General features: G+C 54.0%; 19 protein-coding genes, 1 tRNA gene, 3 rRNA genes and 1 riboswitch. Of the genes, 15 read left to right on the top strand and 8 right to left on the bottom strand.

Annotation, left to right across the window (positions count from 1 at the left end):
• Window positions 1-5: 5 nt before the first annotated feature.
• Window positions 6-194, bottom strand: a complete 189-nt coding sequence (locus LH22_RS01120; protein ID WP_038643751.1) for a DUF1127 domain-containing protein — start codon at window positions 192-194, stop codon at window positions 6-8.
• A gap of 174 nt (window positions 195-368) precedes the next feature.
• Here LH22_RS01120 and LH22_RS01115 point away from each other — a divergent pair, with 174 nt between their 5' ends.
• Window positions 369-1,823, top strand: a complete 1,455-nt coding sequence (locus LH22_RS01115; RefSeq protein WP_038643749.1) for a PLP-dependent aminotransferase family protein — start codon at window positions 369-371, stop codon at window positions 1,821-1,823.
• A gap of 156 nt (window positions 1,824-1,979) precedes the next feature.
• Here LH22_RS01115 and thiE read toward each other — a convergent pair whose 3' ends face one another.
• The 3 genes from thiE to LH22_RS01100 all read right to left on the bottom strand — a co-directional run bounded on the left by thiE (window position 1,980) and on the right by LH22_RS01100 (window position 5,503).
• Window positions 1,980-2,627, bottom strand: a complete 648-nt coding sequence (gene thiE, locus LH22_RS01110; protein ID WP_038643747.1) for a thiamine phosphate synthase — start codon at window positions 2,625-2,627, stop codon at window positions 1,980-1,982.
• Window positions 2,624-4,549, bottom strand: a complete 1,926-nt coding sequence (gene thiC / locus LH22_RS01105; RefSeq protein ID WP_038643745.1) for a phosphomethylpyrimidine synthase ThiC — start codon at window positions 4,547-4,549, stop codon at window positions 2,624-2,626. The genes thiE and thiC overlap by 4 nt, the downstream gene beginning before the upstream one ends.
• Before the next feature lie 90 nt (window positions 4,550-4,639).
• A riboswitch (TPP riboswitch) is annotated at window positions 4,640-4,740 on the bottom strand.
• Between the two features lie 256 nt (window positions 4,741-4,996).
• Window positions 4,997-5,503 (bottom strand): Rsd/AlgQ family anti-sigma factor, encoded by a 507-nt coding sequence (locus tag LH22_RS01100; RefSeq protein ID WP_038643743.1) that lies wholly within the window; start codon window positions 5,501-5,503, stop codon window positions 4,997-4,999.
• Window positions 5,504-5,591: 88 nt separating this feature from the next.
• On the opposite strand from LH22_RS01100, the gene nudC reads away from it, so the two are divergent.
• The 6 genes from nudC (at window position 5,592) to LH22_RS01070 (ending at window position 9,991) form a co-directional block, all read left to right on the top strand.
• Complete coding sequence (nudC, locus tag LH22_RS01095; protein ID WP_038643741.1) at window positions 5,592-6,365, top strand: NAD(+) diphosphatase; 774 nt, start codon at window positions 5,592-5,594, stop codon at window positions 6,363-6,365.
• A 39-nt stretch (window positions 6,366-6,404) separates the two neighbouring features.
• Window positions 6,405-7,472 (top strand): uroporphyrinogen decarboxylase, encoded by a 1,068-nt coding sequence (gene hemE, locus LH22_RS01090; protein ID WP_034828917.1) that lies wholly within the window; start codon window positions 6,405-6,407, stop codon window positions 7,470-7,472.
• 2 nt (window positions 7,473-7,474) lie between these two features.
• Window positions 7,475-8,143 (top strand): deoxyribonuclease V, encoded by a 669-nt coding sequence (gene nfi / locus LH22_RS01085; protein WP_038643739.1) that lies wholly within the window; start codon window positions 7,475-7,477, stop codon window positions 8,141-8,143.
• Between the two features lie 62 nt (window positions 8,144-8,205).
• Window positions 8,206-8,796, top strand: coding sequence for a YjaG family protein (locus LH22_RS01080; RefSeq protein ID WP_034828920.1), 591 nt, complete (start codon window positions 8,206-8,208; stop codon window positions 8,794-8,796).
• A 188-nt stretch (window positions 8,797-8,984) separates the two neighbouring features.
• The gene (gene hupA, locus LH22_RS01075) at window positions 8,985-9,257 is read left to right on the top strand and encodes a nucleoid-associated protein HU-alpha (protein ID WP_006121511.1); all 273 of its coding nucleotides are present in this window, start codon (window positions 8,985-8,987) and stop codon (window positions 9,255-9,257) included.
• A 68-nt stretch (window positions 9,258-9,325) separates the two neighbouring features.
• Window positions 9,326-9,991 carry a DUF1481 domain-containing protein gene (locus LH22_RS01070; RefSeq protein WP_038643734.1) on the top strand — a complete coding sequence of 222 codons (666 nt, stop codon included), beginning with the start codon at window positions 9,326-9,328 and terminating at the stop codon, window positions 9,989-9,991.
• A 41-nt stretch (window positions 9,992-10,032) separates the two neighbouring features.
• Here LH22_RS01070 and purD read toward each other — a convergent pair whose 3' ends face one another.
• Window positions 10,033-11,313, bottom strand: coding sequence for a phosphoribosylamine--glycine ligase (gene purD, locus LH22_RS01065; protein ID WP_038643732.1), 1,281 nt, complete (start codon window positions 11,311-11,313; stop codon window positions 10,033-10,035).
• A gap of 19 nt (window positions 11,314-11,332) precedes the next feature.
• Window positions 11,333-12,922 carry a bifunctional phosphoribosylaminoimidazolecarboxamide formyltransferase/IMP cyclohydrolase gene (gene purH, locus LH22_RS01060; RefSeq protein ID WP_038643730.1) on the bottom strand — a complete coding sequence of 530 codons (1,590 nt, stop codon included), beginning with the start codon at window positions 12,920-12,922 and terminating at the stop codon, window positions 11,333-11,335.
• Window positions 12,923-13,550: 628 nt separating this feature from the next.
• Here purH and LH22_RS01055 point away from each other — a divergent pair.
• The 4 genes from LH22_RS01055 to rrf all read left to right on the top strand — a co-directional run bounded on the left by LH22_RS01055 (window position 13,551) and on the right by rrf (window position 18,594).
• Window positions 13,551-15,090, top strand: a 16S ribosomal RNA gene (locus tag LH22_RS01055).
• A gap of 89 nt (window positions 15,091-15,179) precedes the next feature.
• Window positions 15,180-15,254 (top strand) — tRNA-Glu (locus LH22_RS01050).
• A gap of 214 nt (window positions 15,255-15,468) precedes the next feature.
• Window positions 15,469-18,375 (top strand): 23S ribosomal RNA (locus LH22_RS01045).
• A 103-nt stretch (window positions 18,376-18,478) separates the two neighbouring features.
• Window positions 18,479-18,594: ribosomal RNA gene (rrf, locus tag LH22_RS01040) — 5S ribosomal RNA — on the top strand.
• Together the 16S, 23S and 5S rRNA genes with 1 tRNA gene alongside form the textbook arrangement of a ribosomal RNA operon.
• Window positions 18,595-18,757: 163 nt before the next feature.
• On the opposite strand, the gene LH22_RS20495 is transcribed toward rrf, so the two are convergent.
• Window positions 18,758-18,895: a hypothetical protein gene (locus LH22_RS20495; protein WP_156102771.1), complete on the bottom strand. Its 138-nt coding sequence runs from the start codon at window positions 18,893-18,895 to the stop codon at window positions 18,758-18,760.
• Between the two features lie 427 nt (window positions 18,896-19,322).
• Between LH22_RS20495 and metA the strand changes: the two genes are divergently transcribed.
• The 4 genes from metA to aceK all read left to right on the top strand — a co-directional run bounded on the left by metA (window position 19,323) and on the right by aceK (window position 25,309).
• The gene (metA, locus tag LH22_RS01035; protein WP_034827128.1) at window positions 19,323-20,252 is read left to right on the top strand and encodes a homoserine O-acetyltransferase MetA; all 930 of its coding nucleotides are present in this window, start codon (window positions 19,323-19,325) and stop codon (window positions 20,250-20,252) included.
• Window positions 20,253-20,524: 272 nt separating this feature from the next.
• Window positions 20,525-22,123 (top strand): malate synthase A, encoded by a 1,599-nt coding sequence (gene aceB / locus LH22_RS01030; protein WP_038643728.1) that lies wholly within the window; start codon window positions 20,525-20,527, stop codon window positions 22,121-22,123.
• 16 nt (window positions 22,124-22,139) lie between these two features.
• The gene (aceA, locus tag LH22_RS01025) at window positions 22,140-23,441 is read left to right on the top strand and encodes an isocitrate lyase (protein WP_038643727.1); all 1,302 of its coding nucleotides are present in this window, start codon (window positions 22,140-22,142) and stop codon (window positions 23,439-23,441) included.
• 134 nt (window positions 23,442-23,575) lie between these two features.
• Window positions 23,576-25,309 carry a bifunctional isocitrate dehydrogenase kinase/phosphatase gene (gene aceK, locus LH22_RS01020; protein ID WP_038643725.1) on the top strand — a complete coding sequence of 578 codons (1,734 nt, stop codon included), beginning with the start codon at window positions 23,576-23,578 and terminating at the stop codon, window positions 25,307-25,309.
• Here the strand turns inward: aceK and iclR are convergent.
• Window positions 25,306-26,136: a glyoxylate bypass operon transcriptional repressor IclR gene (iclR, locus tag LH22_RS01015; RefSeq protein WP_038643723.1), complete on the bottom strand. Its 831-nt coding sequence runs from the start codon at window positions 26,134-26,136 to the stop codon at window positions 25,306-25,308. The two genes, aceK and iclR, sit on opposite strands and share 4 nt — an antisense overlap.
• Window positions 26,137-26,314: the final 178 nt, after the last annotated feature.

Below are 26,314 nucleotides of genomic sequence, written 5' to 3'. Positions count from 1 at the left end.
TTCAATCAGCCCTTACGGCAGATATCGTGGCGGGTCAGGCCAATGTCGCGTAGTTGTGCATCGCTTAAGTGAGACAGAATTTTGCGAGTCTCACGGCGCGCGCGCCATCTCTTGATGGCGCGCCCTGCACCACGAACCATGTCCAGTAGTGTTACATCAAATGGTTTTGCTGCGCGGTTTTGATCGAATTCCATTATGAATGCCCTCATCAGTTGTATGTGAGGTATTGTCCAGTTCTTGTGCATTTCAATACAGATTCAAAAATCACTTATTATTAACATACAGATTGCGCGGAGACGGATCTGAATGGTAGAAAGGATAACAATCTGTACTGGTTTTGGCGGTTAACCGATGAGGGGTAGCATACGATGACGCGGTATCAACATTTGGCCTGTCTGCTTTCTGACAGAATTGAGCAGGGCCTCTATCGTAGTGGTGAACGCTTACCCTCAGTACGCACCTTGAGTATTGAGCATGGTGTGAGCATCAGTACCGTACAGCAGGCGTATCACCTGCTAGAAGAGAAACAGCTTATTGTGCCGCAGCCGCGCTCTGGCTATTTCGTTGCGACGCGCAAAGCTACGCCTCCTGTTCCTGCGTTAACCCGCCCGGTACAACGCCCTGTCGAGATCACCCAGTGGGAATCGGTGCTGGAGTTATTAAGCAGCCGCAACAGCGGTAACGTGCTGCAATTAGGTAGCGGCATGCCCGACCTTACCCAGCCGACCTTAAAGCCATTATGGAAAATTCAGAGCCGAATGGCGCAGAAGCAGGATCTTGACCAGCTCAATTATGACAGTCTGTTAGGCGTTGCGGCCTTGCGTGAGCAGGTCGCACGCTTAACTATCGATAGCGGTTGTCAGCTTACCGCAGAGGATATTGTGATCACCACGGGCTGCCATGAAGCGCTGTCCGTGTCGATCCGCGCGGTGTGTGAGCCGGGTGATATCATCGCCGTTGAATCTCCGACTTTCCATGGCACGATGCAGACCCTGCGCGGGCTTGGTATCCGTGCCATTGAAATCCCTACCGATTCGGTGACGGGCATTAGCCTCGAAGCCCTGGAGCTGGCATTCGAGCAGTGGCCTATAAAAGCCGTGGTGGTGGTGCCAAACTGCAATAATCCGCTGGGATTTATCATGCCTGAAGCGCGCAAGCGTGCGCTGCTGGCACTGGCTCAGCGTTTTGATGCAGCAATCATCGAAGACGATGTCTATGGTGAGTTGGCATGGGAGTACCCACGCCCCATTACCATCAAATCTTTGGACATGGATGGCCGGGTGTTGCTGTGTAGCTCATTCTCCAAAACGCTGGCACCCGGTTTGCGTGTGGGATGGGTGGCGCCAGGGCGTTATCGCGATCGCGTTTTGCATATGAAATATATCGGCACCGGCTCAACGGCCACACAGCCGCAACATGCAGTGGCCGAATTTATTCGTCTTGGCCACTACGGGCCACATCTACGCCGGATGCGTCAGGTTTATCAGCGCAACTACGAGACCTTTAGTTGCTGGGTGCGTCACTACTTCCCCTGCGGTATCTGTGTTTCACGTCCGCAGGGCAGTTTCCTGATGTGGATCGAGCTACCAGAAGCGTTTGATGCCGTTCGGCTTAACACCGAACTGCGCACGTTGAACATTCAGGTTGCAGTCGGATCGCTGTTTTCTGCCTCGGGAAAATATCGCAACTGCTTACGTCTGAATTATGGTTTGCCCATTAATGAGCATACTGAACAGGCCATCGCCCAACTTGGCGCTGCGGTGGAGCAGGCCATGCACGCCTGTCATATCGAAACGGAACACGCTTCATCCCTGACGGATTAAAGTGGAAAGGCAGGGCTGGAGAGAGGGGTAGACCAGCCCTGGCCCACTGCCAGCGACAGCGGGCAGGCACACTTTATCCTGACCGGAAAAACACGCTAGCACGCAGGAAGCGGACTGCGCGTGAGATTCCAGCCAATTTACCCTGATTGCAGAACGTTACAGCGCTTCTGCGGGCTGGGTTCCAGCTTCAACCAGTGCCAGCAGCTCCTGTGTCGCCTGGCGCCAGTCTTCCGCCTGGGTAATGGCGCTCACCACGGCAACGCTTCCTACGCCAGTGGCCAAAACTTCAGGTACGCGCGCTAGGGATATACCGCCAATCGCCACAGTCGGTATATCCTGCAACCGTGCCATGTGGCGTTTCAGTTCCATGACGCCCTGCGGTTCTGAAGGCATATCTTTGGTTTGCGTAGGGTAAATGTGTCCCAGTGCAATGTAGGAAGGACGCAGCGCCAGCGCGCGGTCCAACTCGGCATCATCATGAGTCGATAACCCCAGACGCAAACCTGCCTGGCGGATAGCGTCCAGATTGGCCACGTCTAAATCTTCCTGACCAAGATGCACGCCATAGGCGTTGTATTTAATTGCCAATCGCCAGTAATCGTTGATAAACAGGCGTGCACGGTACTGCTTGCCCAGCGCAATTGCCTCGCGCACGGCGTCTTCTACTTCATGATCCTGGCAATCTTTGATGCGCAACTGGATGGTGCGAACGCCAGCCTCCAGTAAGCGTGCAATCCACTCTACGCTATCAACAACAGGGTACAGCCCCAGTTTCGGGGCCGTGGCTGGAAAGGCATCGGTCATACTTTTTCCTCTTTAAGGGCATCGGCGGCGTGATAAAGTTCGCCACCACGACTGCGGAAGGCATCCGACATCTGCGCCATGCCAATTTCAATTGGCTGGGCTTCAGCCTGCTGGCGAGCAGCATATTCGCGCACTTCCTGGGTAATTTTCATCGAACAGAATTTTGGACCGCACATTGAGCAGAAGTGAGCCACTTTGCCCGATTCCTGCGGCAATGTCTCATCGTGATAAGCGCGTGCCGTATGCGGATCGAGCGCCAGATTGAACTGATCCTCCCAGCGGAATTCAAAACGTGCTTTCGACATGGCGTTATCGCGGATCTGTGCGCCGGGATGGCCTTTGGCCAGATCGGCAGCATGCGCGGCGATCTTGTAGGTAATCAGCCCCTGCTTCACATCTTCTTTATTGGGCAAACCGAGGTGCTCTTTCGGTGTGACGTAACACAGCATGGCGCAGCCAAACCAACCAATCATCGCGGCACCAATGCCGGAGGTAAAGTGATCGTACCCGGGGGCGATATCGGTGGTCAGTGGGCCAAGCGTGTAAAACGGCGCTTCGTGACAGTGCTCTAACTGTTCGGTCATGTTGCGGCGGATCATCTGCATGGGCACATGGCCTGGACCTTCAATCATCACCTGCACATCGTATTCCCAGGCAATTTTTGTCAGCTCACCTAGCGTGTGCAATTCGGCAAACTGGGCTTCATCGTTGGCGTCCTGAATCGATCCTGGGCGCAGACCATCGCCGAGTGACAGCGCGACATCATAAGCCGCGCAGATCTCGCAGATTTCACGGAAGTGCAGATAGAGGAAGCTTTCCTGATAATGTGACAGGCACCACTTCGCCATGATCGAACCACCACGCGAGACAATACCGGTCAGACGTTTAGCCGTCATCGGCACATAGCGCAGCAGCACACCGGCGTGAATAGTGAAGTAATCCACCCCCTGTTCTGCTTGTTCGAGCAGAGTATCGCGGAAGATCTCCCAGTTAAGATCCTCCGCCACGCCGTTCACTTTCTCCAGTGCCTGATAAATGGGCACAGTGCCAATCGGCACCGGGCTGTTTCGCAAAATCCACTCGCGCGTTTCATGGATATAGCGTCCTGTGGAGAGGTCCATCACGGTATCCGCGCCCCAGCGTGTTGACCACACCAGTTTCTCCACTTCCTCTTCAATCGATGAACTCACCGCTGAGTTGCCTATATTGGCGTTCACCTTCACCAGAAAGTTACGGCCAATGATCATCGGCTCGGATTCGGGGTGATTAATATTGGAGGGTATGATAGCGCGACCGCTGGCAACTTCCTGGCGCACAAATTCGGCGGTGATATTTTCCGGCAGATTGGCACCGAAACTGTGGCCCGGGTGCTGTTGCAGTAGCACTTCACCACGAATACGTTCGCGGCCCATGTTTTCTCGCACCGCAATAAATTCCATCTCGGGTGTAATCATGCCCTGACGTGCGTAATGCAGTTGCGTGACGCAGCGGCCAGCTTTAGCACGGCGCGGCTGCGGTAACTGCTCGAAGCGCAGGTGATCCAGCCCTTCATCGGCTAAGCGTTGCTGGGTGTATTGCGAACTCAGTTGGTGGATAGCCTCACTGTCATCGCGTTCGGCGATCCAGTTTTCACGTAATCGGCTTAATCCCCGATGCACATCAATGGTGGCCGCGGGATCGCCATAAGCACCCGCCGTGTCATATACCGGCACCGGCTCGTTGTGCTCATACTGCGGATTCTCTTTTGTACCGCCAATGTGTGTTGGGCTGAGCTGGATTTCGCGCATCGGCACACGGATATCCGCTCGGCTGCCGGTGATCCAGATACGTTTGGATTGGGGGAAAGCCGTGCCCTGCAGCGAATCGATAAATTCCTGCGCTTGTGCACGTTGTTCACGACGAGAAGTTTTAGCAACAGACATAGCAAATTTCCTGAATTAAGGGGAAGTTGCTTGTCCAGAGTTCGGAAGGAGTAACAGGGACGATGCCGGGCGCCAACACGCATCGCTCTGTGAATGTCTACTCTTGTTCCCTTCGCAGGTACTAACCTGATCAGGTTCCGCGGATCCCGAATAAACGGTCTCAGCCCCTTAGGGCACTCCGACAAGGTTGAATTTTACGATATAAGCTACTTTGCTTGCCATTTCACGCCTGGGCAGTGCTCGTGTCCGTCACGTACTACGTGTACGCTCCGGCCCCTGCGCGCTGTCCGAGCGTGGACTGGCTGCGCACGCTACACTTATATCGCAAAATTTGACTCTAGATTTCTTTAAAGAGACGCATAAAAACGTGAATAGGTCTCAACAAAAAAGCCCATTCAGCATAAGAGGGCTTTTTCGGAATAACAAGTTTTTTACATGGGCCCGAGGTTAAGCGGGGCGAGCCATGCTGCTTTCGTTGGCGACCGGTGGGCGTGCCAGCTGGTTATCCCAGGCGAGTTGCACCAGCTTATCTTCCAGCGTGAAGCGCGACTCCAGTACTTCACCCACTTCGGATAATGCCTTCTGGAATTCTACGCAGTTATCGTCGTTGATGGCCTGCTGCAGATGGCTGTCATACAGTTGCATCATGCGATCGGTATTCGCTTCCAGAGCGGGATAGAGTTGGGCGGCCGCAATGAGCGGGCTATCGCCCTCCATCTCACTGATAATGCGTTCATAAATACTGAAATGACCGGTTGAGAGGTAATCAACCAGGCCGTGGCAAAACGCATCCAGCGCCTGTTCATCCAGAGCACTGAGCGCCTCTTTGTGTGGCTTGATGCCAATTAATGCGTAATAGCTGACAAGCAACTGTCGGCGCGCGCGCAGCCACGCATCAACGAGTTCATTATCGCCACTTACACGCCTGGCCAGGTCATCTAACTGGGTAAGCATATGGGGCTCCGGGTGAGTTATAGTTATCCATTCCACACTTAACATCAGGATTTCAGCGTGCCATTTGACGCTAAGGACAACGAATAAGATGCAACGTGAGATCTCAAGCGTAGACGCTGGCTGGTGGATTGTCAGCCATGAACAAAAACTTTGGCTACCGCAAGGTGAACTGCCGCATGGCTTATCCGGCGATTTTGGCCTGACAGGAAAAACCGCGATTTTGATTGGTGAATGGCAGGCGGAGAATGTCTGGCTGATACGTGAATCACGACCTGACAATATGGGATCTGTTCGCCAGCTTATCGACGAAGATGTTGGGCTTTTCCAGATGGTTGGGCGCGGAGTTCAACTCGCCGAATTCTACCGCTCACACCGCTGGTGTGGCTACTGCGGCCACGAAATGCACCTCAGTAAACGCGAATTTGCCTGCCTGTGTCACCATTGCCGTGAGCGATATTACCCGCAAATTGCACCGTGCATCATCGTAGCGATTCGCCGGGGGGAGGAGATTCTGCTGGCCAACCATGCGCGTCATCGCAACAGCATTTACACAGTATTAGCTGGCTTTGTTGAGGTCGGGGAGACGCTGGAGCAGGCCGTCGCGCGTGAAGTGATGGAAGAGAGCAACGTCCGGGTTAAAAATGTCCGTTACGTCACCTCGCAGCCTTGGCCGTTCCCGCATTCGCTAATGATGGCGTTTATGGCCGAGTACGAAGGCGGAGACTTGCAGCATGATGGCAAAGAGTTGCTGGATGCCGGCTGGTATCGCTATGACGATCTGCCCTTGTTACCGCCACCGGGCACGGTGGCACGACGGTTGATTGAAGATACCGTTGCCCTGTGTCGCGCCAGCGCGCCGTGAAAATGCTACACTGGCGGCCTTAGCATGAGAGAGCCCATTATGAGTGAACTGAAGAACGATCGTTATCTGCGTGCCCTGTTACGTCAGCCGGTGGATGTCACCCCTGTATGGATGATGCGACAAGCCGGGCGTTATTTGCCGGAGTACAAAGCCACGCGTGCTGAAGCCGGTGATTTTATGTCGCTGTGTAAGAATGCCGAGCTGGCGTGTGAAGTCACGTTGCAGCCGCTGCGTCGCTATGCGCTGGATGCAGCGATCCTCTTCAGCGATATCCTGACCATTCCTGATGCGATGGGCTTGGGGCTCTATTTCGAAACAGGCGAAGGTCCGCGCTTCTCAAATCCTATTACCTGCCGTGCAGATGTAGACAAACTGCCGATTCCGGATCCAGAAGATGAGCTGGGTTATGTGATGAATGCGGTGCGTACCATTCGCCATAACCTGAAAGGCGAAGTGCCTTTGATCGGTTTCTCTGGCAGCCCATGGACGTTGGCAACCTACATGGTTGAAGGCGGCAGCAGCAAAGCGTTCACCAAAATTAAAAAGATGATGTATGCCGAGCCGCAAACCCTGCATAAGCTGCTGGATAAGCTGGCTGACAGTGTCATCCATTACCTGAACGCCCAGATCAAAGCTGGTGCACAGTCGATTATGGTCTTCGATACCTGGGGCGGCGTGCTGACAGGCCGCGATTACCGTGAGTTTTCACTCTACTATATGCACAAAATCGTCGATAGCGTGCTACACGAGAACGAAGGTCGCCGTGTGCCGATTACGCTGTTCACCAAAGGGGGTGGTCAGTGGTTGGAAGCTATCGCAGCGACCGGATGTGATGCACTGGGTCTGGACTGGAGCACCGATATTGCCGATGCGCGTCGTCGCGTGGGTGATAAAGTTGCGTTGCAGGGCAACATGGATCCTTCCATGCTGTATGCGCCTCCGGCACGTATCGAGCAGGAGGTGGCCACTATCCTTGAAGGCTTTGGCGCGGGTGAAGGGCACGTCTTCAACCTCGGTCATGGCATTCATCAGGATGTGCCGCCAGAGCACGCCGGTGCTTTCGTCGAAGCCGTACATCGCCTGTCTCGCCCTTATCATCAGGGCTAAGCATGGATTTAGCCGCGCTGCGTGCTGAACAGTTACAACGCGCTGCTAATGTGGTGCGGCAGGATGATTTTGACATCCTGCCGCCTCGTTTTATCGCCGGTGCGGACGTCGGTTTTGAACAGGAAGGTGATGTCACGCGTGCGGCACTGGTGGTATTAGAATATCCCTCATTGCAACTCGTGGAGCACCGTATAGCGCGCATCGCGACCACCATGCCTTACATCCCGGGTTTCTTATCGTTTCGCGAAGTCCCCGCACTGCTTGCAGCCTGGCAGCAGCTCACACACCAACCCGATCTTTTATTCGTTGATGGTCATGGTATTGCCCATCCCCGTCGCCTCGGCGTGGCTGCGCATTTTGGCTCGCTGGTGGATGTTCCAACCATTGGCGTGGCGAAAAAACGGCTCTGCGGGCGTTTTACCGAATTGGATGCTGAACCGGGAAGCCGCCAACCACTGATGGATAAAGGCGAACAAATTGGTTGGGTGTGGCGCAGTAAAGCGCGCTGCAACCCTCTGTTCGTCTCAACCGGGCATCGTGTCAGTATGGACAGCGCACTGAATTGGGTGGAGAGATGTACCGCGGGCTATCGTTTGCCCGAGCCTACACGCTGGGCCGATGCGGTTGCTTCGGGCCGTCCTGCGTTTCTACGTTGGCAAAATGCGCGTTAACGCTGTTTGCGCGCGGCTTTTGCGGTACACTGCCGCCAGCTAACCTATTGAGAGTAAGTTTGATGTTACAGAACCCCGTCCATTTGCGTCTGGCGAAGCTGGAAAGCTGGCAGCATATGACCTTTATGGCCTGTCTGTGCGAGCGGATGTTCCCCAATTATTGGGCCTTCTGTCAGCAGACTGAATTCGCCGATCCGCAACTCTATCGTCGCATCCTTGACCTTGTCTGGGAGAGCCTGACGGTCAAAGACGCCAAAATTAACTTCGATAGCCAACTGGAGAAGCTGGAATCAGCGATTCCGAATGGCGATGATTTTGATATTTATGGTGTCCACCCAGCAATCGATGCCTGTGTTGCTCTGAGCGAAGTTGTGCATGCACAGCTCAGCGGTGAAACCCTGGAACACGCAATCGAAGTCAGCCGTACGTCGATTACCACCGTTGCTATTCTGGAAATGACGCAAGCCGGTCGTGAAATGACCGATGAAGAGCTGCGCGAAAATCAGGCGGTGATTGATGAATGGGATCTGCAGTGGGAGATTTTCCGCCTGCTGGCAGACTGCGAAGAGCGCGACCTTGAGCTGATTAAGGGGTTACGTTCTGACCTGCGCGAAGCGGGAATCAGTAACATCGGTATACTTTTTCAGCAATAAGGCGATAAAACGTGACTTCAGGCCTGAATTACCGCGCCTGGAGGCTTCACATCAGCCCCCTGTCTGGTCTACATTTGGGGGGCTGAAAATTGTGGCTATCTTTGCGTGCAGGTTGAAGAGTGCCAGAATATGGCTTTTCCCTCGCACTCGTTGCTTAGCAAGCGATAAATACACTTTAAGGATAACTTATGAACAAGACTCAACTGATTGATGTGATCGCAGAGAAAGCTGACCTGTCAAAAACCCAGGCTAAAGCTGCGCTGGAATCTACCCTGGCTGCGATCACTGAGTCTCTGAAAGAAGGTGATGCTGTACAACTGGTTGGTTTTGGTACTTTTAAAGTGAACCACCGCGCTGAGCGTACCGGTCGCAACCCACAGACTGGTAAAGAGATCAAAATCGCGGCAGCTAACGTGCCAGCGTTCGTCTCTGGTAAAGCTCTGAAAGACGCTGTTAAGTAAGTTTTCCGCATCGCGGTTTAAGCTTTAAAAGAGGGGCGACACGCCCCTTTTTGTTATTGGGGCCTGTCATGCTGAACACGATTACTCAGCGCGTCTGCGCCCTGTTACTCGGTGCGCTGCTCGCGGGCTGTAGTTCCACCTCTGATCTCCCTGCCTTTACGGCAAGCGGCTATCTGGCCGATCGTGGCACTGTGCGCATCTGGCGCAAGAACAGTGACCATCAGGCTGTTCATCTTCGCACTGTTTATACCCCTTTCAATGGCGATGCCATGGAAACCACTGACTACAACTGGCAACAGAACAAGCTGATCAGCGTTGAGCGCATTGTGGCGGGTGAGCAACCCGATGACGTGACGTTGCGTTTTGACCATCTGGGCAATCTTAATTTTATGCAGCGTCAGCTGGCCGGCCGTCGTGAAGCGGTAAGTGGTGATACGGTTGAACTCTATCGTTTCGACGCGCAACGCATGCTGGAGCAAAGTAATGCGTTGCTGAGTGGACGTGTATTGCTGAAGCAGGGGCATTGGCTGGGCGCTACGCAGGTGCGCGACTGTGATGGCAAGGTGGTGAATGCACCCTTTGATAACGGAATCATTGCCACGCTATCTCAGCAGCAGCAAAACCAGCCACAGCCGTTGATGGTGTCATGGTTGGAGGCACCTGAAGGCGTGCAGTTGTTGCGGGCGACGCCAGAGGATGAGTGCAGCTGGCAGCCGAAAGAGAGTGATTTCTGAGTGGGGAAAAACCAAGGGGCGCTGAGCGCGCCCCTTGATGATTACTTGCGATTAATTGCGCGGTAACCAATATCTTTACGGCAGAAACTGCCTTCCCAGGAAATATGTTTCGCCAGCGCATAGGCATTCTTCTGCGCGGCAGCCACATCTTCGCCCAGTGCAGTGACGCACAGCACGCGTCCACCGTTGGTGACCACCACATCATCTTTCATCGTGGTGCCCGCGTGGAACACTTTACCGTCCGGCACTTCTTCCAGTGGCAGACCGTGAATTTGATCACCGGTATTGTAATCCGCGGGATAGCCGCCAGCTGCCAGCACGACACCCAGCGATGGACGTGGATCCCACTGCGAAGTTTGCTGATCCAGCTTGCCATCCACTGCGGCCAGGCACAGTTCAACCAAATCTGACTGCAGGCGCAACATGATCGGCTGGGTTTCTGGATCGCCAAAGCGGCAGTTGAACTCGATCACTTTCGGCTGACCGGCTTTATCGATCATCAGGCCGGCATATAGGAAGCCGGTATAGGTGTTGCCTTCCGCTTTCATGCCGTTAACGGTTGGCCAGATGATCTGGTCCATCACACGCTGGTGGATCTCATCGGTGACAACCGGGGCAGGCGAGTAAGCGCCCATGCCTCCGGTATTCGGGCCGGAATCACCATCGCCTACACGTTTATGATCCTGGCTGGTGGCCATGGGTAACACGTTGTCGCCATCCACCATCACGATAAAGCTGGCTTCTTCGCCGTCGAGGAACTCTTCAATGACGATACGATGGCCTGCATCGCCGAAAGCATTGCCTGCCAGCATGTCCTGCACTGCAGCTTCCGCTTCAGCCAGTTCCATCGCGACGATAACGCCTTTACCAGCTGCCAGACCATCCGCTTTAATCACGATCGGTGCGCCTTTCTCACGCAGGTAAGCCAGCGCTGGCTCAACTTCCGTAAAGTTCTGGTATTCAGCGGTAGGGATCTGCTGACGTGCCAGGAAATCTTTGGTGAAGGCTTTTGATCCTTCCAGCTGTGCAGCCGCCTGCGTTGGGCCAAAAATCTTCAGACCAGCAGCGCGGAACGCATCAACCACACCCATCACCAGCGGGGCTTCCGGGCCGACGATAGTCAGGCCGATATTTTCTTTTTGAGCAAAAGCCAGCAGGGCAGGCACATCAGTGGCGCTGATCGCCACGTTTTGCAACGCGGGCTCCAGTGCGGTACCGGCGTTACCCGGTGCCACAAACACGGTCTCAGCTAAAGGAGACTGTGCTGCTTTCCATGCCAGCGCGTGTTCACGTCCGCCATTACCAATCACTAAAATTTTCATCTATTAAAGCTCCAGACTATTAATGGCGGAAGTGACGCATGTCGGTGAAGATCATCGCAATACCGTGCTCATCAGCGGCGGCAATCACTTCATCATCACGGATAGAACCACCGGGTTGAATCACACAGCTGATACCCACAGCTGCCGCTGCGTCGATACCATCGCGGAATGGGAAGAAAGCATCAGACGCCATGGCTGAACCTTTAACTTCTAAACCTTCGTCGCCTGCTTTAATACCGGCAATTTTGGCAGAATAAACGCGGCTCATCTGTCCAGCGCCTATGCCGATAGTCATATTGTCACGTGCGTAGACAATGGCGTTGGACTTCACGAACTTGGCCACTTTCCAGCAGAACAGCGCATCACGCAGTTCCTGCTCGCTTGGTTGGCGCTGAGTCACGACACGCAGCTGACTGGCATCCACCATACCGAGATCGCGATCCTGAACCAGCAGGCCGCCATTAACACGCTTGAAGTCCAGTGCGGCAACACGGCCCTGCCACTGGCCACAAACCAGCACGCGAACGTTCTGTTTTGCTGCGGTGACTTTAAGAGCCGCTTCGCTGGCTGAAGGGGCAATGATCACTTCGACAAACTGACGGCTGATGATCGCCTGGGCAGTGGCTTCATCCAATTCGCGGTTGAAAGCGATGATGCCGCCAAAAGCAGAAGTTGGGTCGGTTTTGTAAGCACGCTCATAGGCGTCAAGAATCGAACCGCCCACGGCCACACCACACGGGTTGGCATGCTTAACGATCACGCAAGCCGCATCATCAAACTCTTTCACACACTCAAGCGCGGCATCGGTATCGGCGATGTTGTTGTAAGAGAGCGCTTTGCCCTGGACCTGCTGTGCAGTCGCAACAGAAGCTTCTGCCACATTCTCTTCTATATAGAAGGCAGCGTCCTGATGGCTGTTCTCGCCGTAACGCATATCCTGCTTCTTGATGAAGTTGAGGTTCAGCGTACGTGGGAAGCGGCCGGCGGGTTCTTTGCTGTCGCTATGATAAGCCGGCACCAGGCTGCCAAAGTAGTTGGCAATCATGCTGTCGTAGGCTGCGGTGTGTTCGAAGGCTTTGATCGCCAGATCGAAACGGGTATCCAGCGTCAGGGAGTTTTCATTGGCGTCCAGCTCGGCGATGATGGCCTCGTAGTCGCTGCTCTTCACCACGATCGCCACATCTTTGTGGTTCTTCGCAGCGGAGCGCACCATGGTTGGGCCACCGATATCGATATTCTCTACCGCGTCTGCCAGTGAGCAATCGGGTTTGGCAACGGTTTGCGCGAAGGGATAAAGGTTTACCACCACCATATCGATAGGGTTGATCGCGTGCTCGGCCATGATCGCATCATCGGTGCCGCGACGGCCCAGAATACCGCCATGCACTTTCGGGTGCAGCGTTTTGACGCGTCCATCCATCATTTCCGGGAAACCGGTGTAGTCAGAGACTTCGGTGACGGGCAGGCCCGCATCTGCCAGCAGGCGTGCAGTACCACCTGTGGAGAGCAGCTCAACACCACGACTGGAGAGTGCCTGAGCAAATTCGAGGATACCGGCTTTATCAGAAACACTGAGCAGAGCGCGGCGTACTGGACGACGTTGTTGCATGGTGGTTTTATCCCTTGGCTTTGTTTCGCATAAATAAGAGCGTTACATCAAGCTTAGCGTTTCTTTCTATATAGAAGAGAGCGCTTGCTTCATGTAACGCCCCAAAAGGGGCATCCTTGACGTCGCCGGGCATTGTAGCGAAAACGTTTGCGCGATGCTCGCCTAAATTCATCTGTCCGGATGAATGTGGATAACACTGTGTGTAAGTGGGTATAAGGCGGGGTTTTGCTGTGGAATGCAGCGAACAGTTGTTTTTGTTGAATTTAGCGGTTGCGCGCTGCGAACAACTCCCTATAATGCGCATCCATCGAGACGGCACAACGGTTTACGAAGTGCGGTGTTGACAGGAAGCTTCGATAAGAACTTCCGCAAGAGAAAAAACGCTGAAAAAAACGTTTGACTCTGAAGGAGGAAAGCGTAATATACGCCACCTCGCAACAGCAAGCTAACGCGCTGATTGCACTGCTCTTTAACAATTTATCAGACAATCTGTGTGGGCACTCGCAGGATTGATATCAGCGTCTCCGGACGTAAAAAATATCAAGTCTCACGAGTGAACACATAATGAAATTCATTATGACGTTTTACAGATGAGCATCGCTGCACTTGTTGCAGCAAATCAAACTTTAAATTGAAGAGTTTGATCATGGCTCAGATTGAACGCTGGCGGCAGGCCTAACACATGCAAGTCGAACGGTAGCACAGAGAGCTTGCTCTTGGGTGACGAGTGGCGGACGGGTGAGTAATGTCTGGGAAACTGCCCGATGGAGGGGGATAACTACTGGAAACGGTAGCTAATACCGCATAACGTCTTCGGACCAAAGTGGGGGACCTTCGGGCCTCACACCATCGGATGTGCCCAGATGGGATTAGCTAGTAGGTGGGGTAATGGCCCACCTAGGCGACGATCCCTAGCTGGTCTGAGAGGATGACCAGCCACACTGGAACTGAGACACGGTCCAGACTCCTACGGGAGGCAGCAGTGGGGAATATTGCACAATGGGCGCAAGCCTGATGCAGCCATGCCGCGTGTATGAAGAAGGCCTTCGGGTTGTAAAGTACTTTCAGCGGGGAGGAAGGCGTTAAGGTTAATAACCTTGGCGATTGACGTTACCCGCAGAAGAAGCACCGGCTAACTCCGTGCCAGCAGCCGCGGTAATACGGAGGGTGCAAGCGTTAATCGGAATTACTGGGCGTAAAGCGCACGCAGGCGGTCTGTCAAGTCGGATGTGAAATCCCCGGGCTTAACCTGGGAACTGCATTCGAAACTGGCAGGCTAGAGTCTTGTAGAGGGGGGTAGAATTCCAGGTGTAGCGGTGAAATGCGTAGAGATCTGGAGGAATACCGGTGGCGAAGGCGGCCCCCTGGACAAAGACTGACGCTCAGGTGCGAAAGCGTGGGGAGCAAACAGGATTAGATACCCTGGTAGTCCACGCCGTAAACGATGTCGACTTGGAGGTTGTGCCCTTGAGGCGTGGCTTCCGGAGCTAACGCGTTAAGTCGACCGCCTGGGGAGTACGGCCGCAAGGTTAAAACTCAAATGAATTGACGGGGGCCCGCACAAGCGGTGGAGCATGTGGTTTAATTCGATGCAACGCGAAGAACCTTACCTACTCTTGACATCCAGCGAATTCGGTAGAGATACCTTAGTGCCTTCGGGAACGCTGAGACAGGTGCTGCATGGCTGTCGTCAGCTCGTGTTGTGAAATGTTGGGTTAAGTCCCGCAACGAGCGCAACCCTTATCCTTTGTTGCCAGCGGTCCGGCCGGGAACTCAAAGGAGACTGCCAGTGATAAACTGGAGGAAGGTGGGGATGACGTCAAGTCATCATGGCCCTTACGAGTAGGGCTACACACGTGCTACAATGGCGCATACAAAGAGAAGCGACCTCGCGAGAGCAAGCGGACCTCATAAAGTGCGTCGTAGTCCGGATTGGAGTCTGCAACTCGACTCCATGAAGTCGGAATCGCTAGTAATCGTAGATCAGAATGCTACGGTGAATACGTTCCCGGGCCTTGTACACACCGCCCGTCACACCATGGGAGTGGGTTGCAAAAGAAGTAGGTAGCTTAACCTTCGGGAGGGCGCTTACCACTTTGTGATTCATGACTGGGGTGAAGTCGTAACAAGGTAACCGTAGGGGAACCTGCGGTTGGATCACCTCCTTACCTGAAGATACCTTCCCGCGCAGTGCTCACACAGATTGTCTGATAGAAAAGTAATGAGCAAGACGGCTGCGAAGTCGTGACACTATCGTGTCCCCTTCGTCTAGCGGTTAGGACTCCGCCCTTTCACGGCGGCAACAGGGGTTCGAATCCCCTAGGGGACGCCACTTGCTTGGTGACAGGTGAAAGGTGTCTCCACAGTATCTCAAAACCAGCTTACGAGCTGCGTTTGAGATATTTGCTCTTTAACAATCCGGAACAAGCTGAAAATTGAAACGACACGTCGCGTTCATTCTCCGTAATAAGAATGAATAAACGATGTGTTCGAGTCTCTCAAATGCTTGCAGTCTGCATGCGTTGCAAAACGCCTGTGGGTTGTGAGGTTAAGCGACTAAGCGTACACGGTGGATGCCCTGGCAGTCAGAGGCGATGAAGGACGTGCTAATCTGCGTAAAGCGTCGGTAAGGTGATATGAACCGCTACAGCCGACGATGTCCGAATGGGGAAACCCGGTGCACTCTGTGCATCATCGCAACATGAATACATAGTGTTGCGAGGCGAACCTGGGGAACTGAAACATCTAAGTACCCAGAGGAAAAGAAATCAACCGAGATTCCCCCAGTAGCGGCGAGCGAACGGGGAACAGCCCAGAACCTGAATCAGTTTGTGCATTAGTGGAAGCGTCTGGAAAGTCGCAGGGTACAGGGTGATACTCCCGTACACAAAAATGCACATACTGTGAGTTCGAAGAGTAGGGCGGGACACGTGGTATCCTGTCTGAATATGGGGGGACCATCCTCCAAGGCTAAATACTCCTGACTGACCGATAGTGAACCAGTACCGTGAGGGAAAGGCGAAAAGAACCCCGGCGAGGGGAGTGAAACAGAACCTGAAACCGTGTACGTACAAGCAGTGGGAGCCTGATTTGTCAGGTGACTGCGTACCTTTTGTATAATGGGTCAGCGACTTATATTCTGTAGCAAGGTTAACCGTATAGGGGAGCCGCAGGGAAACCGAGTCTTAACTGGGCGTTAAGTTGCAGGGTATAGACCCGAAACCCGGTGATCTAGCCATGGGCAGGTTGAAGGTTGGGTAACACTAACTGGAGGACCGAACCGACTAATGTTGAAAAATTAGCGGATGACTTGTGGCTGGGGGTGAAAGGCCAATCAAACCGGGAGATAGCTGGTTCTCCCCGAAAGCTATTTAGGTAGCGCCTCGTGAACTCATCTCCGGGGGTAGAGCACTGTTTCGGCTAGGGGGCCATCCCGGCTTACCAACCCGATGCAAACTGCGAATACCGGAGAATGTTATCACGGGAGACACACGGCGGGTGCTAACGTCCGTCGTGAAGAGGGAAACAACCCAGACCGCCAGCTAAGGTCCCAAAGCCATGGTTAAGTGGGAAACGATGTGGGAAGGCACAGACAGCCAGGATGTTGGCTTAGAAGCAGCCATCATTTAAAGAAAGCGTAATAGCTCACTGGTCGAGTCGGCCTGCGCGGAAGATGTAACGGGGCTAAACCATGCACCGAAGCTGCGGCAGCGACACTATGTGTTGTTGGGTAGGGGAGCGTTCTGTAAGCCGTTGAAGGTGAACTGTGAGGTTTGCTGGAGGTATCAGAAGTGCGAATGCTGACATAAGTAACGATAAAGCGGGTGAAAAGCCCGCTCGCCGGAAGACCAAGGGTTCCTGTTCAACGTTAATCGGAGCAGGGTGAGTCGACCCCTAAGGCGAGGCTGAAAAGCGTAGTCGATGGGAAGCAGGTTAATATTCCTGCACTTGGTGTTACTGCGAAGGGGGGACGGAGAAGGCTAGGTTATCCGGGCGACGGTTGTCCCGGTTTAAGCATGTAGGCGGAGAGTTTAGGTAAATCCGGACTCTTTTTAACGCTGAGGTGTGATGACGAGTCACTACGGTGGTGAAGTAACTGATGCCCTGCTTCCAGGAAAAGCCTCTAAGCTCCAGGTAACACGAAATCGTACCCCAAACCGACACAGGTGGTCAGGTAGAGAATACCAAGGCGCTTGAGAGAACTCGGGTGAAGGAACTAGGCAAAATGGTGCCGTAACTTCGGGAGAAGGCACGCTGGCGCGTAGGTGAAGGGACTTGCTCCCCGAGCTGAAGCCAGTCGAAGATACCAGCTGGCTGCAACTGTTTATTAAAAACACAGCACTGTGCAAACACGAAAGTGGACGTATACGGTGTGACGCCTGCCCGGTGCCGGAAGGTTAATTGATGGGGTTATCCGCAAGGAGAAGCTCTTGATCGAAGCCCCGGTAAACGGCGGCCGTAACTATAACGGTCCTAAGGTAGCGAAATTCCTTGTCGGGTAAGTTCCGACCTGCACGAATGGCGTAATGATGGCCAGGCTGTCTCCACCCGAGACTCAGTGAAATTGAAATCGCTGTGAAGATGCAGTGTACCCGCGGCAAGACGGAAAGACCCCGTGAACCTTTACTATAGCTTGACACTGAACATTGAGCCTTGATGTGTAGGATAGGTGGGAGGCTTTGAAGCGTGGACGCCAGTCTGCGTGGAGCCAACCTTGAAATACCACCCTTTAATGTTTGATGTTCTAACGTAGGCCCGTGATCCGGGCTGCGGACAGTGTCTGGTGGGTAGTTTGACTGGGGCGGTCTCCTCCCAAAGAGTAACGGAGGAGCACGAAGGTTGGCTAATCCTGGTCGGACATCAGGAGGTTAGTGCAATGGCATAAGCCAGCTTGACTGCGAGAGTGACGGCTCGAGCAGGTGCGAAAGCAGGTCATAGTGATCCGGTGGTTCTGAATGGAAGGGCCATCGCTCAACGGATAAAAGGTACTCCGGGGATAACAGGCTGATACCGCCCAAGAGTTCATATCGACGGCGGTGTTTGGCACCTCGATGTCGGCTCATCACATCCTGGGGCTGAAGTAGGTCCCAAGGGTACGGCTGTTCGCCGTTTAAAGTGGTACGCGAGCTGGGTTTAGAACGTCGTGAGACAGTTCGGTCCCTATCTGCCGTGGGCGCTGGAGAATTGAGGGGGGTTGCTCCTAGTACGAGAGGACCGGAGTGAACGCACCACTGGTGTTCGGGTTGTCATGCCAATGGCATTGCCCGGTAGCTAAGTGCGGAAAAGATAAGTGCTGAAAGCATCTAAGCACGAAACTTGCCCCGAGATGAGTTCTCCCTGACTCCCAGAGAGTCCTGAAGGGACGTTGAAGACGACGACGTTGATAGGCCGGATGTGTAAGTGCAGCGATGCATTGAGCTAACCGGTACTAATGACCCGTGAGGCTTAACCTTACAACGCCAGAGGCGTTTTTGAGAGACGCAACAGATTTTCAGCTTTGTTCGAACGGATTGGTTCGCGTGGTGACTTTTGTCACGGCGTGAATAACAGAATTTGCCTGGCGGCTTTAGCGCGGTGGTCCCACCTGACCCCATGCCGAACTCAGAAGTGAAACGCCGTAGCGCCGATGGTAGTGTGGGGTCTCCCCATGCGAGAGTAGGGAACTGCCAGGCATCAATTAAGTGAAGAAACCCTGAACGCAAGTTCAGGGTTTTTTTACGTCTGTAGCCAGGGGATAGTCCATGTTTTTCTTACGTCTGTAGCCAGGAGATTTTACGTCTGTAGTCAGGAGATTTTACGTCTGAAATTCAGCCAGTCCCGCAAAAACCCCCCCGCTTACCGGCCCTTTATCAGCCAGTTTTCAATAAAATCAGCCACGCTAACCGGCTGATTAATATCAGGAATAAAGTAGCCGTTTGTTAATTTCTCATCGCTGGCCAGCGCAATCACATATTCATCCAGTAAATCAGCCACTTCACCTTTGACACCATGCCGCCATAGCGCGATTTTGGTTACAGGTTAACCTCAAAACCTTGAGTTAATCCTGATAAATCAGCAGTAATTTGATTCTATTTTGTATCCACTGAACGGCTGCCACTCCTGAACTCAATCGCTATAGTGTTGACTCCAAACAGCGATCATTATCTGTTGAATTAGATCCACATTTCAGCAATAAAAAACCATTATCAGAATCACGCCTATATGCAAAATAGGCATAAATCCAAGCGTCAGCACGGTCAAAACGCGACTTAAATGGCCAATTTACCGGTATGAATCCCGCTTTAAACTGAAACATTTTCATAATCCGCATGAAGACTCGACATTCAGCGGATGCCAGGCTAACCTCGGGCATCTGGATGTCTAAACGTTTATACGGTTATCAGTAAGAGGTCAGTCAGTTATGCCAATCAGAATCCCCGACGAATTACCGGCAGTGAATTTTTTGCGTAATGAGAACGTGTTTGTCATGGCCTCATCGCGCGCCAGTGTTCAGGAGATTCGTCCGCTAAAAGTACTGATCCTCAACCTGATGCCAAAAAAGATCGAAACGGAAAATCAGTTCTTACGCTTACTCTCTAACTCGCCACTGCAGATTGACATACAGCTACTGCGCATCGACAGTCGTGAGTCACGCAATACGCCGAGCGAGCATCTCAATAACTTCTACTGCAACTTCGAAGATATTGAGCACGATAATTTCGATGGTCTGATCGTTACGGGTGCCCCGCTGGGATTGGTAGATTTCAATGACGTGGCATACTGGCCGCAGATTCAGCGTGTGCTGCACTGGGCGAAAGAACACGTCACATCCACGCTGTTTGTCTGTTGGGCGGTGCAAGCAGCCCTGAACATTCTCTATGGTATTCCTAAGCAGACGCGGCAGAACAAACTTTCGGGTGTATATGAACATCAAATCCTGCATCCACATGCCTTGTTAACCCGTGGATTTGACGACAATTTCCTTGCGCCTCATTCGCGTTATGCTGATTTCCCGAGCCAGTTAATTCGCGACTATACCGATCTCGAGTTGTTTGCCGAATCTGACGCTACCGGGGCTTACCTGATGGCGAGCAAAGACAAGCGCCTGGCATTTGTTACTGGCCATCCTGAATACGATGCGCTGACGCTGTCCGGTGAATATCATCGAGATTATGATGCCGGGCTGCACCCGGAAGTACCGTTTAACTACTTCCCGCAGGACAACCCTGAACTGCCACCGCGTGCCACCTGGCGCAGCCACGGTAATCTGTTGTTCTCAAACTGGTTAAACTATTACGTTTACCAGATCACGCCGTTCGATCTGCGTCATATGAACCCCACACTCGACTAAAGCAAAGCTCGCTTTTCTCATTAAATGTGCCGTGACAGCCTCGTGCTGTCGCGGCATTTTTTTTGCCTTGCGCAAAGTGGTGGAATCCATTGCCTTTAATTCGAGAGTTTAAATTACATTTAAATCAGAAAGATAAATCAGTTAAGCAACAAAAATGGAAATAGTTTTTGAAAACAAAATAAAAATCATTATGCTCTGATCTTGCCGGTTAAAAATCACCCTACACCCGGATCCCCGTAAGTGGGGGACGGATCAAAACAGGAGCAGCCCGCATGACAGATTCGGTTATCCACAATACGCTGACTTTCACTCAGCCCTTTACCCAAGCGGAAAAGCAGCTGCTCACACCGGAAGCCATCGACTTCCTGCATACACTGGTTGCACGTTTTGCACCGGAACGTGAGCGCCTGTTAAAGGCACGTCAGCAGCGCCAGCAACGTTACGATCAGGGGGCCTTACCGGATTTTGATTCGGAAACAGCTTCCATTCGTAACCGTGACTGGCAGGTACGTCCAATTCCCCAACTGCTGCGCGATCGTCGCGTTGAGATCACCGGTCCGCCGGATCGCAAAATGGTGATCAACGCGCTGAATGCTAACGTCAATGTCTTCATGGCCGATTTTGAGGATTCACTGGCACCGACCTGGCAGAAATTGATGGATGGCCAGCTGACACTGCGCGATGCGGTTAAGGACACGCTGAGCTTCACCAGTGAAGCGGGCAAGATCTACCAGTTGAAATCCGATCCTGCTCTGCTGATGTGCCGTGTACGTGGACTGCATCTGAATGAAAAGCATGTTGAGTGGCGCGATCGTGCCATTCCTGGCGGACTGTTTGATTTTGCGCTCTATCTGTTCCACAACGTTGATGCGCTGCTGGAGAAGGGGCACGCGCCCTGGTTCTATCTGCCAAAAACCGAGCATGCGTCTGAAGTGGCGTGGTGGCGTGAGATCTTCCGCTTTAGCGAAGATCGTTTTGATCTGCCGCGCGGCACCATCAAAGCCACGGTGTTGATCGAAACGCTGCCGGCAGTCTTCCAGATGGACGAGATCCTGTGGGAACTGCGCGATCACGTGGTCGGCCTGAACTGCGGCCGTTGGGATTACATCTTCAGTTACATCAAAACCCTGGCACAGCACGGCGATCGCATTCTGCCGGATCGTCAGCAAATCAGCATGGATCAGCCTTTCCTCGATGCCTATTCACGGCTGCTGATCAAAACCTGCCACCGCCGCGGCGCCTTAGCGATGGGTGGCATGTCCGCGCTAATCCCCAGTAAAGACGCCGAACGTAATGCGTGGGTGATGCAGAAAGTACAGGAAGACAAAGCGCGTGAAGCCGGTAACGGTCATGACGGCACCTGGGTCGCACACCCGGGCCTGGCCGATATCGCGATGGCAGAATTTGATCGCCAGCTGGGTGAGCAACCGAATCAGTTGCATGTCAGTCGCGATCAGGATGCGCCCATCACCGCCGAACGCTTGTTGCGCCCATGCCGGGGGCTGCGTACTGAAGCGGGTATGCGCGCCAACATTCGTGTGGCGCTGCAATACCTTGAGGCGTGGATCGGGGGTAACGGCTGCGTGCCTATCGATGGATTGATGGAGGATGCCGCCACGGCAGAAATTGCTCGTACCTCCATCTGGCAGTGGATTCACCACAAACAGATCCTCAGCGATGGCCAACTGGTGACCACCGAGCTGTTTGAACGTTTGCTGGATGAGGAGATGCAAGCGCTGCAACAAACGCTGGGTGAAGAGCGCTGCCGTAGCGGGCGCTTTGCCGATGCCGCCGCACTGATGGCGCAAATCACCACGGATGACGAACTGGTTTCTTTTCTCACTCTGCCGGGCTACCGCCTGCTGCCATGAACCTGGAGATAACGCTATGAATCGTAACCAACAGATCAAACAACTGGAATCGAGCTGGAACGACGCGCGCTGGCAGGGCATTACCCGCCCCTACAGCGCGGAAGATGTTATCAACCTGCGCGGTTCGGTGAATCCGGCCTGTACGCTGGCGGAGCGGGGGGCCAATAAACTGTGGTCGCTGCTCAACGGTGAATCCACCAAGGGCTATATCAACAGCCTTGGTGCCTTAACCGGCGGGCAGGCGATACAGCAGGCCAAAGCGGGAATCGAGGCGATCTATCTCTCCGGCTGGCAGGTAGCAGCGGATGCGAATATGGCCGGGCAGATGTATCCCGATCAATCGCTCTATCCGGCGAACTCGGTGCCCAATGTGGTTGAGCGTATTAATCAGAGCTTCCAGCGAGCCGACCAGATTCAGTGGGCGAATGGTGTGTCACCAGAGGATGAGGGCTTTATCAACTACTTCCTGCCGATTGTGGCGGATGCGGAAGCAGGCTTTGGTGGCGTGCTCAACGCCTTCGAGCTGATGAAATCGATGATACAAGCAGGCGCCGGCGCGGTGCACTTTGAAGATCAGCTGGCCTCGGTGAAGAAGTGTGGCCATATGGGCGGCAAAGTGTTGGTGCCAACCCAGGAAGCGATTCAAAAACTGGTGGCCGCGCGACTGGCAGCCGATGTCATGGGGGTGCCCACCATATTGCTGGCGCGCACCGATGCGGATGCGGCTGATTTGATTACCTCCGACTGTGACGAGCGCGATGCGCCGTTTATCACCGGGCAACGCACTGCGGAAGGGTTCTTCCGCACTCGTGCCGGTATTGAGCAGGCGATCAGCCGAGGCTTGTCGTATGCGCCGTACGCAGATGTACTCTGGTGCGAAACCTCGACGCCGGATCTCGAACTGGCGCAGCGTTTCGCCGATGCGATCCACGCACAATATCCGGGCAAATTGCTGGCCTACAACTGTTCGCCATCGTTTAACTGGAAGAAGAACCTCGACGATCGCACCATCGCCCGTTTCCAGCAGGCATTGAGCGACATGGGCTACCGCTTCCAGTTCATCACGCTGGCGGGTATCCACAGTATGTGGTTCAACATGTTCGATCTGGCGCACGCGTATGCGCAGGGTGAAGGTATGCGCCATTACGTTGAGAAAGTGCAGCAGCCGGAATTTGCCGCGCGCGAAAAAGGTTACACCTTCTCCTCACATCAGCAGGAAGTGGGCACCGGCTATTTTGACCGTATCACTAACGTGATTCAGGGCGGCCAGTCTTCCGTCACTGCACTGACCGGTTCCACTGAGGCCGCGCAGTTCTGATCAGTCTGCATGCGTACCCTACGAAAATCGCACGATACATTCGTAGGGTCGCCATTGATGACGACCAAAAACCGCATCCCGGACTTTCATCACGCCTGGCCCACGGACGGGCGCCCTTTGCCGGAGCGTTGCCGATGACACCAAGAGAATCTCTGATCGCCCACACCATTCTGCAAGGTTTCGATGCGCAGTATGGCCGCTTTCTGGATATTACTGCAGGCGCCCAGCAGCGCTTCGAGCAGGCCGACTGGCATGCCGTGCAGCAGGCGATGAAAGCGCGTATCCATCTTTATGATCACCATGTCGGACTCGTGGCCAACCAACTGCGCATCCTCAATGACGTGTCGAACTGGGATGAGGCGTTCTGGCTGCGGGTAAAAAGCCATTATGAGACGCTGCTCCCCGGCTATCCGCGCCATGAAATCGCCGAAAGCTTTTTTAATTCCGTCTATTGCCGTCTGCAAGGCCATAGTCATCTGGATCCCGAACGCCTGTTTATCTTTCCGTCGCAGCCTTTTGCCCCGACGCCGCTGGCCCAGCGTCCGCTGTCACGCTTGTATCGCCCGCAGCACAACTGGCATGAGGTACTGCGTCAGGTGCTCAATGATATTCCTTTGCGCTTACCCTGGCAGGACCTCACCCGTGATATTGGCTGGATTGTCCGCCATCTGCATGAGCAGTTCAGCTCCACTCAACTGGCAGCTGCCACGCTGGATGTCGCCGGTGAATTGTTCTACCGAAATAAAACCGCATGGATTGTGGCGCGATTGCAGCTGAGTGATGGCATGGTGCCTTGCTTACTGCCTATTCAGCGTGATGAGGCGGGACGCTTGTGGATCGACACCTGCTTAACCGACAGCGACGACGCCAGCATCGTGTTTGGCTTCGCCCGCGCCTACTTTATGGTATATGCACCCGTTCCTGCGGCGTTGGTTGCCTGGCTGCAACCGATTCTGCCGGGAAAAACCCTTGCCGAACGCTACATGGCCATCGGTTGCCAGAAACACGGCAAAACCGAATGCTACCGCGAATACCTGGATTATATGGCACACAGCGACGAAGATTTCACCATCGCGCCCGGCATCCGCGGTATGGTGATGCTGGTGTTTACGCTGCCAGGATTTGATCGCGTATTTAAGGTGATTAAAGATCGCTTCGCGCCGCAGAAAGAGGTCACTGATGCGCAGGTGCGGGAATGCTATCGCATGGTCAAAGAACACGACCGTGTGGGACGCATGGCTGATACTCAGGAATTTGAGTACTTCGCGATACCGCGCGCACGTATCCCGGCAGAGCTGATGGAGGAATTTCAACGCGACATTCCGGAGAAGATGGAACTGCGTGACGATGTGCTGATCATTCGACATCTGTGGCTGGAGCGTCGCATGGAGCCACTCAATTTGTGGCTGGCGCAGGCCACGCCGGAACAGCGTCAGCACGCGGTGAGTGAATATGGCGACGCGATTCGCCAGCTGGCGGCAGCCAACATTTTTCCCGGCGACATGCTGTTCAAAAACTTCGGCATGACGCGCCACGGCCGCGTGGTGTTTTACGACTACGATGAAATTCGCCCCATGACCGAATTGCAGTTCCGCGATGTGCCGCCAGCGCGTTACGAAGAGGATGAACTGCAGGCCGAGCCGTGGTACAGCGTGGGACCGGATGATGTGTTCCCGGAAACCTTCCGCTATGCGCTGTGCAGCGAACCAGGCACCGGAAGGTTATTGCAGGCGTTGCATCCGCAATTGTTTGATCCGGGCTGGTGGCGCGCGCTGCAAGCGCGCATTCGTCAAGGACACATCGAAGAAGTGATCGCCTGGCGCGCCGGACAACGTTTCAGCGCGCGCTATGCATCAGTGGCCGCTTAGCGGCCAGAATAGGTTTGCGTGACTTGCCTGGCGGCGCGGATCACCAGCGCGCCCAGTTCGGTCACGCGGTCGTCGGTCATGCGCGCGATTGGGCCGGAAATCGAGATGGCGGCAAAAGGCTCGCCGTGCTCGTCATAAATCGGGGCCGCTACGCAGCGCAGGCCCAGCGCGTGCTCTTCATCATCGTGCGAAAAGCCCATCTTACGGATCAGCGCCAGATTCTCTTTGAGGCTGTGCGGAGACATCAACGTTTTCGGCGTGTAGTGGTGCAATCCTTTCTGATGCAACAGCGCGGTCACCTGCTCATCGCTGAGATGGGCGAGAAATGCTTTGCCAGCGCCAGACGCGTGCATCGGCAGCTTACCGCCAATCGGTGCCGACATCCGCATCAGCTGCGTACACTGCACCTGATCGATGATCACTGCCTGGTAATCGCTGAGATCCAGCACCGCCAGATTCACCGTCTCTCCGGCATCTTCCATCAGTTTACGCAGGATGGGATGGACAATCGCCAGCAGATTGCGGCTCTGCAGGAAGCTACTGCCGACCACAAAGGCATGTGATCCGATGGTCCAGAAGCCCAGATCACCGACCTGATGCACAAATCCCTGCTGCTGCATGGTGGTCAGCAAGCGATGCGTGGTGGAATTCGGTAAGCCGGCCTGTTGAGCCAGCTCGGTCAGCGCGACGCTGCCGTGAGATTCGGCGATCAGTTCGAGTAAACGCAAACCGCGCGTCAGGGATTGAACTTGCCCACCTGCCGGGGCGCTGGTGGCTGTTGCGGCACGCGGTTTTTTTCCACGTTTCGCCGGTACTGGGGTTGCCATAACGTCTCCACAATCGCATCAATGCTGGAAACCATTTTCGTTTTTGGGCGTATGAATGCAAACGCTGCTTTACTGGTCGGATCTGTGATGCTTTCAGGCTGAAAATGTCTCATCTGTCGTGACTTTTGCTCGCCGGAAAGTTATGCCAGTATGTTTGGCTGGCATATTAGCCAATGCA

Origin of the sequence: Pantoea rwandensis (genome assembly GCF_000759475.1) — a bacterium.
Classification (GTDB): domain Bacteria; phylum Pseudomonadota; class Gammaproteobacteria; order Enterobacterales; family Enterobacteriaceae; genus Pantoea; species Pantoea rwandensis_B.
The sequence above is the reverse complement of the archived record's forward strand: the minus strand, read 5'-3'. Positions and strand labels throughout refer to the sequence as shown.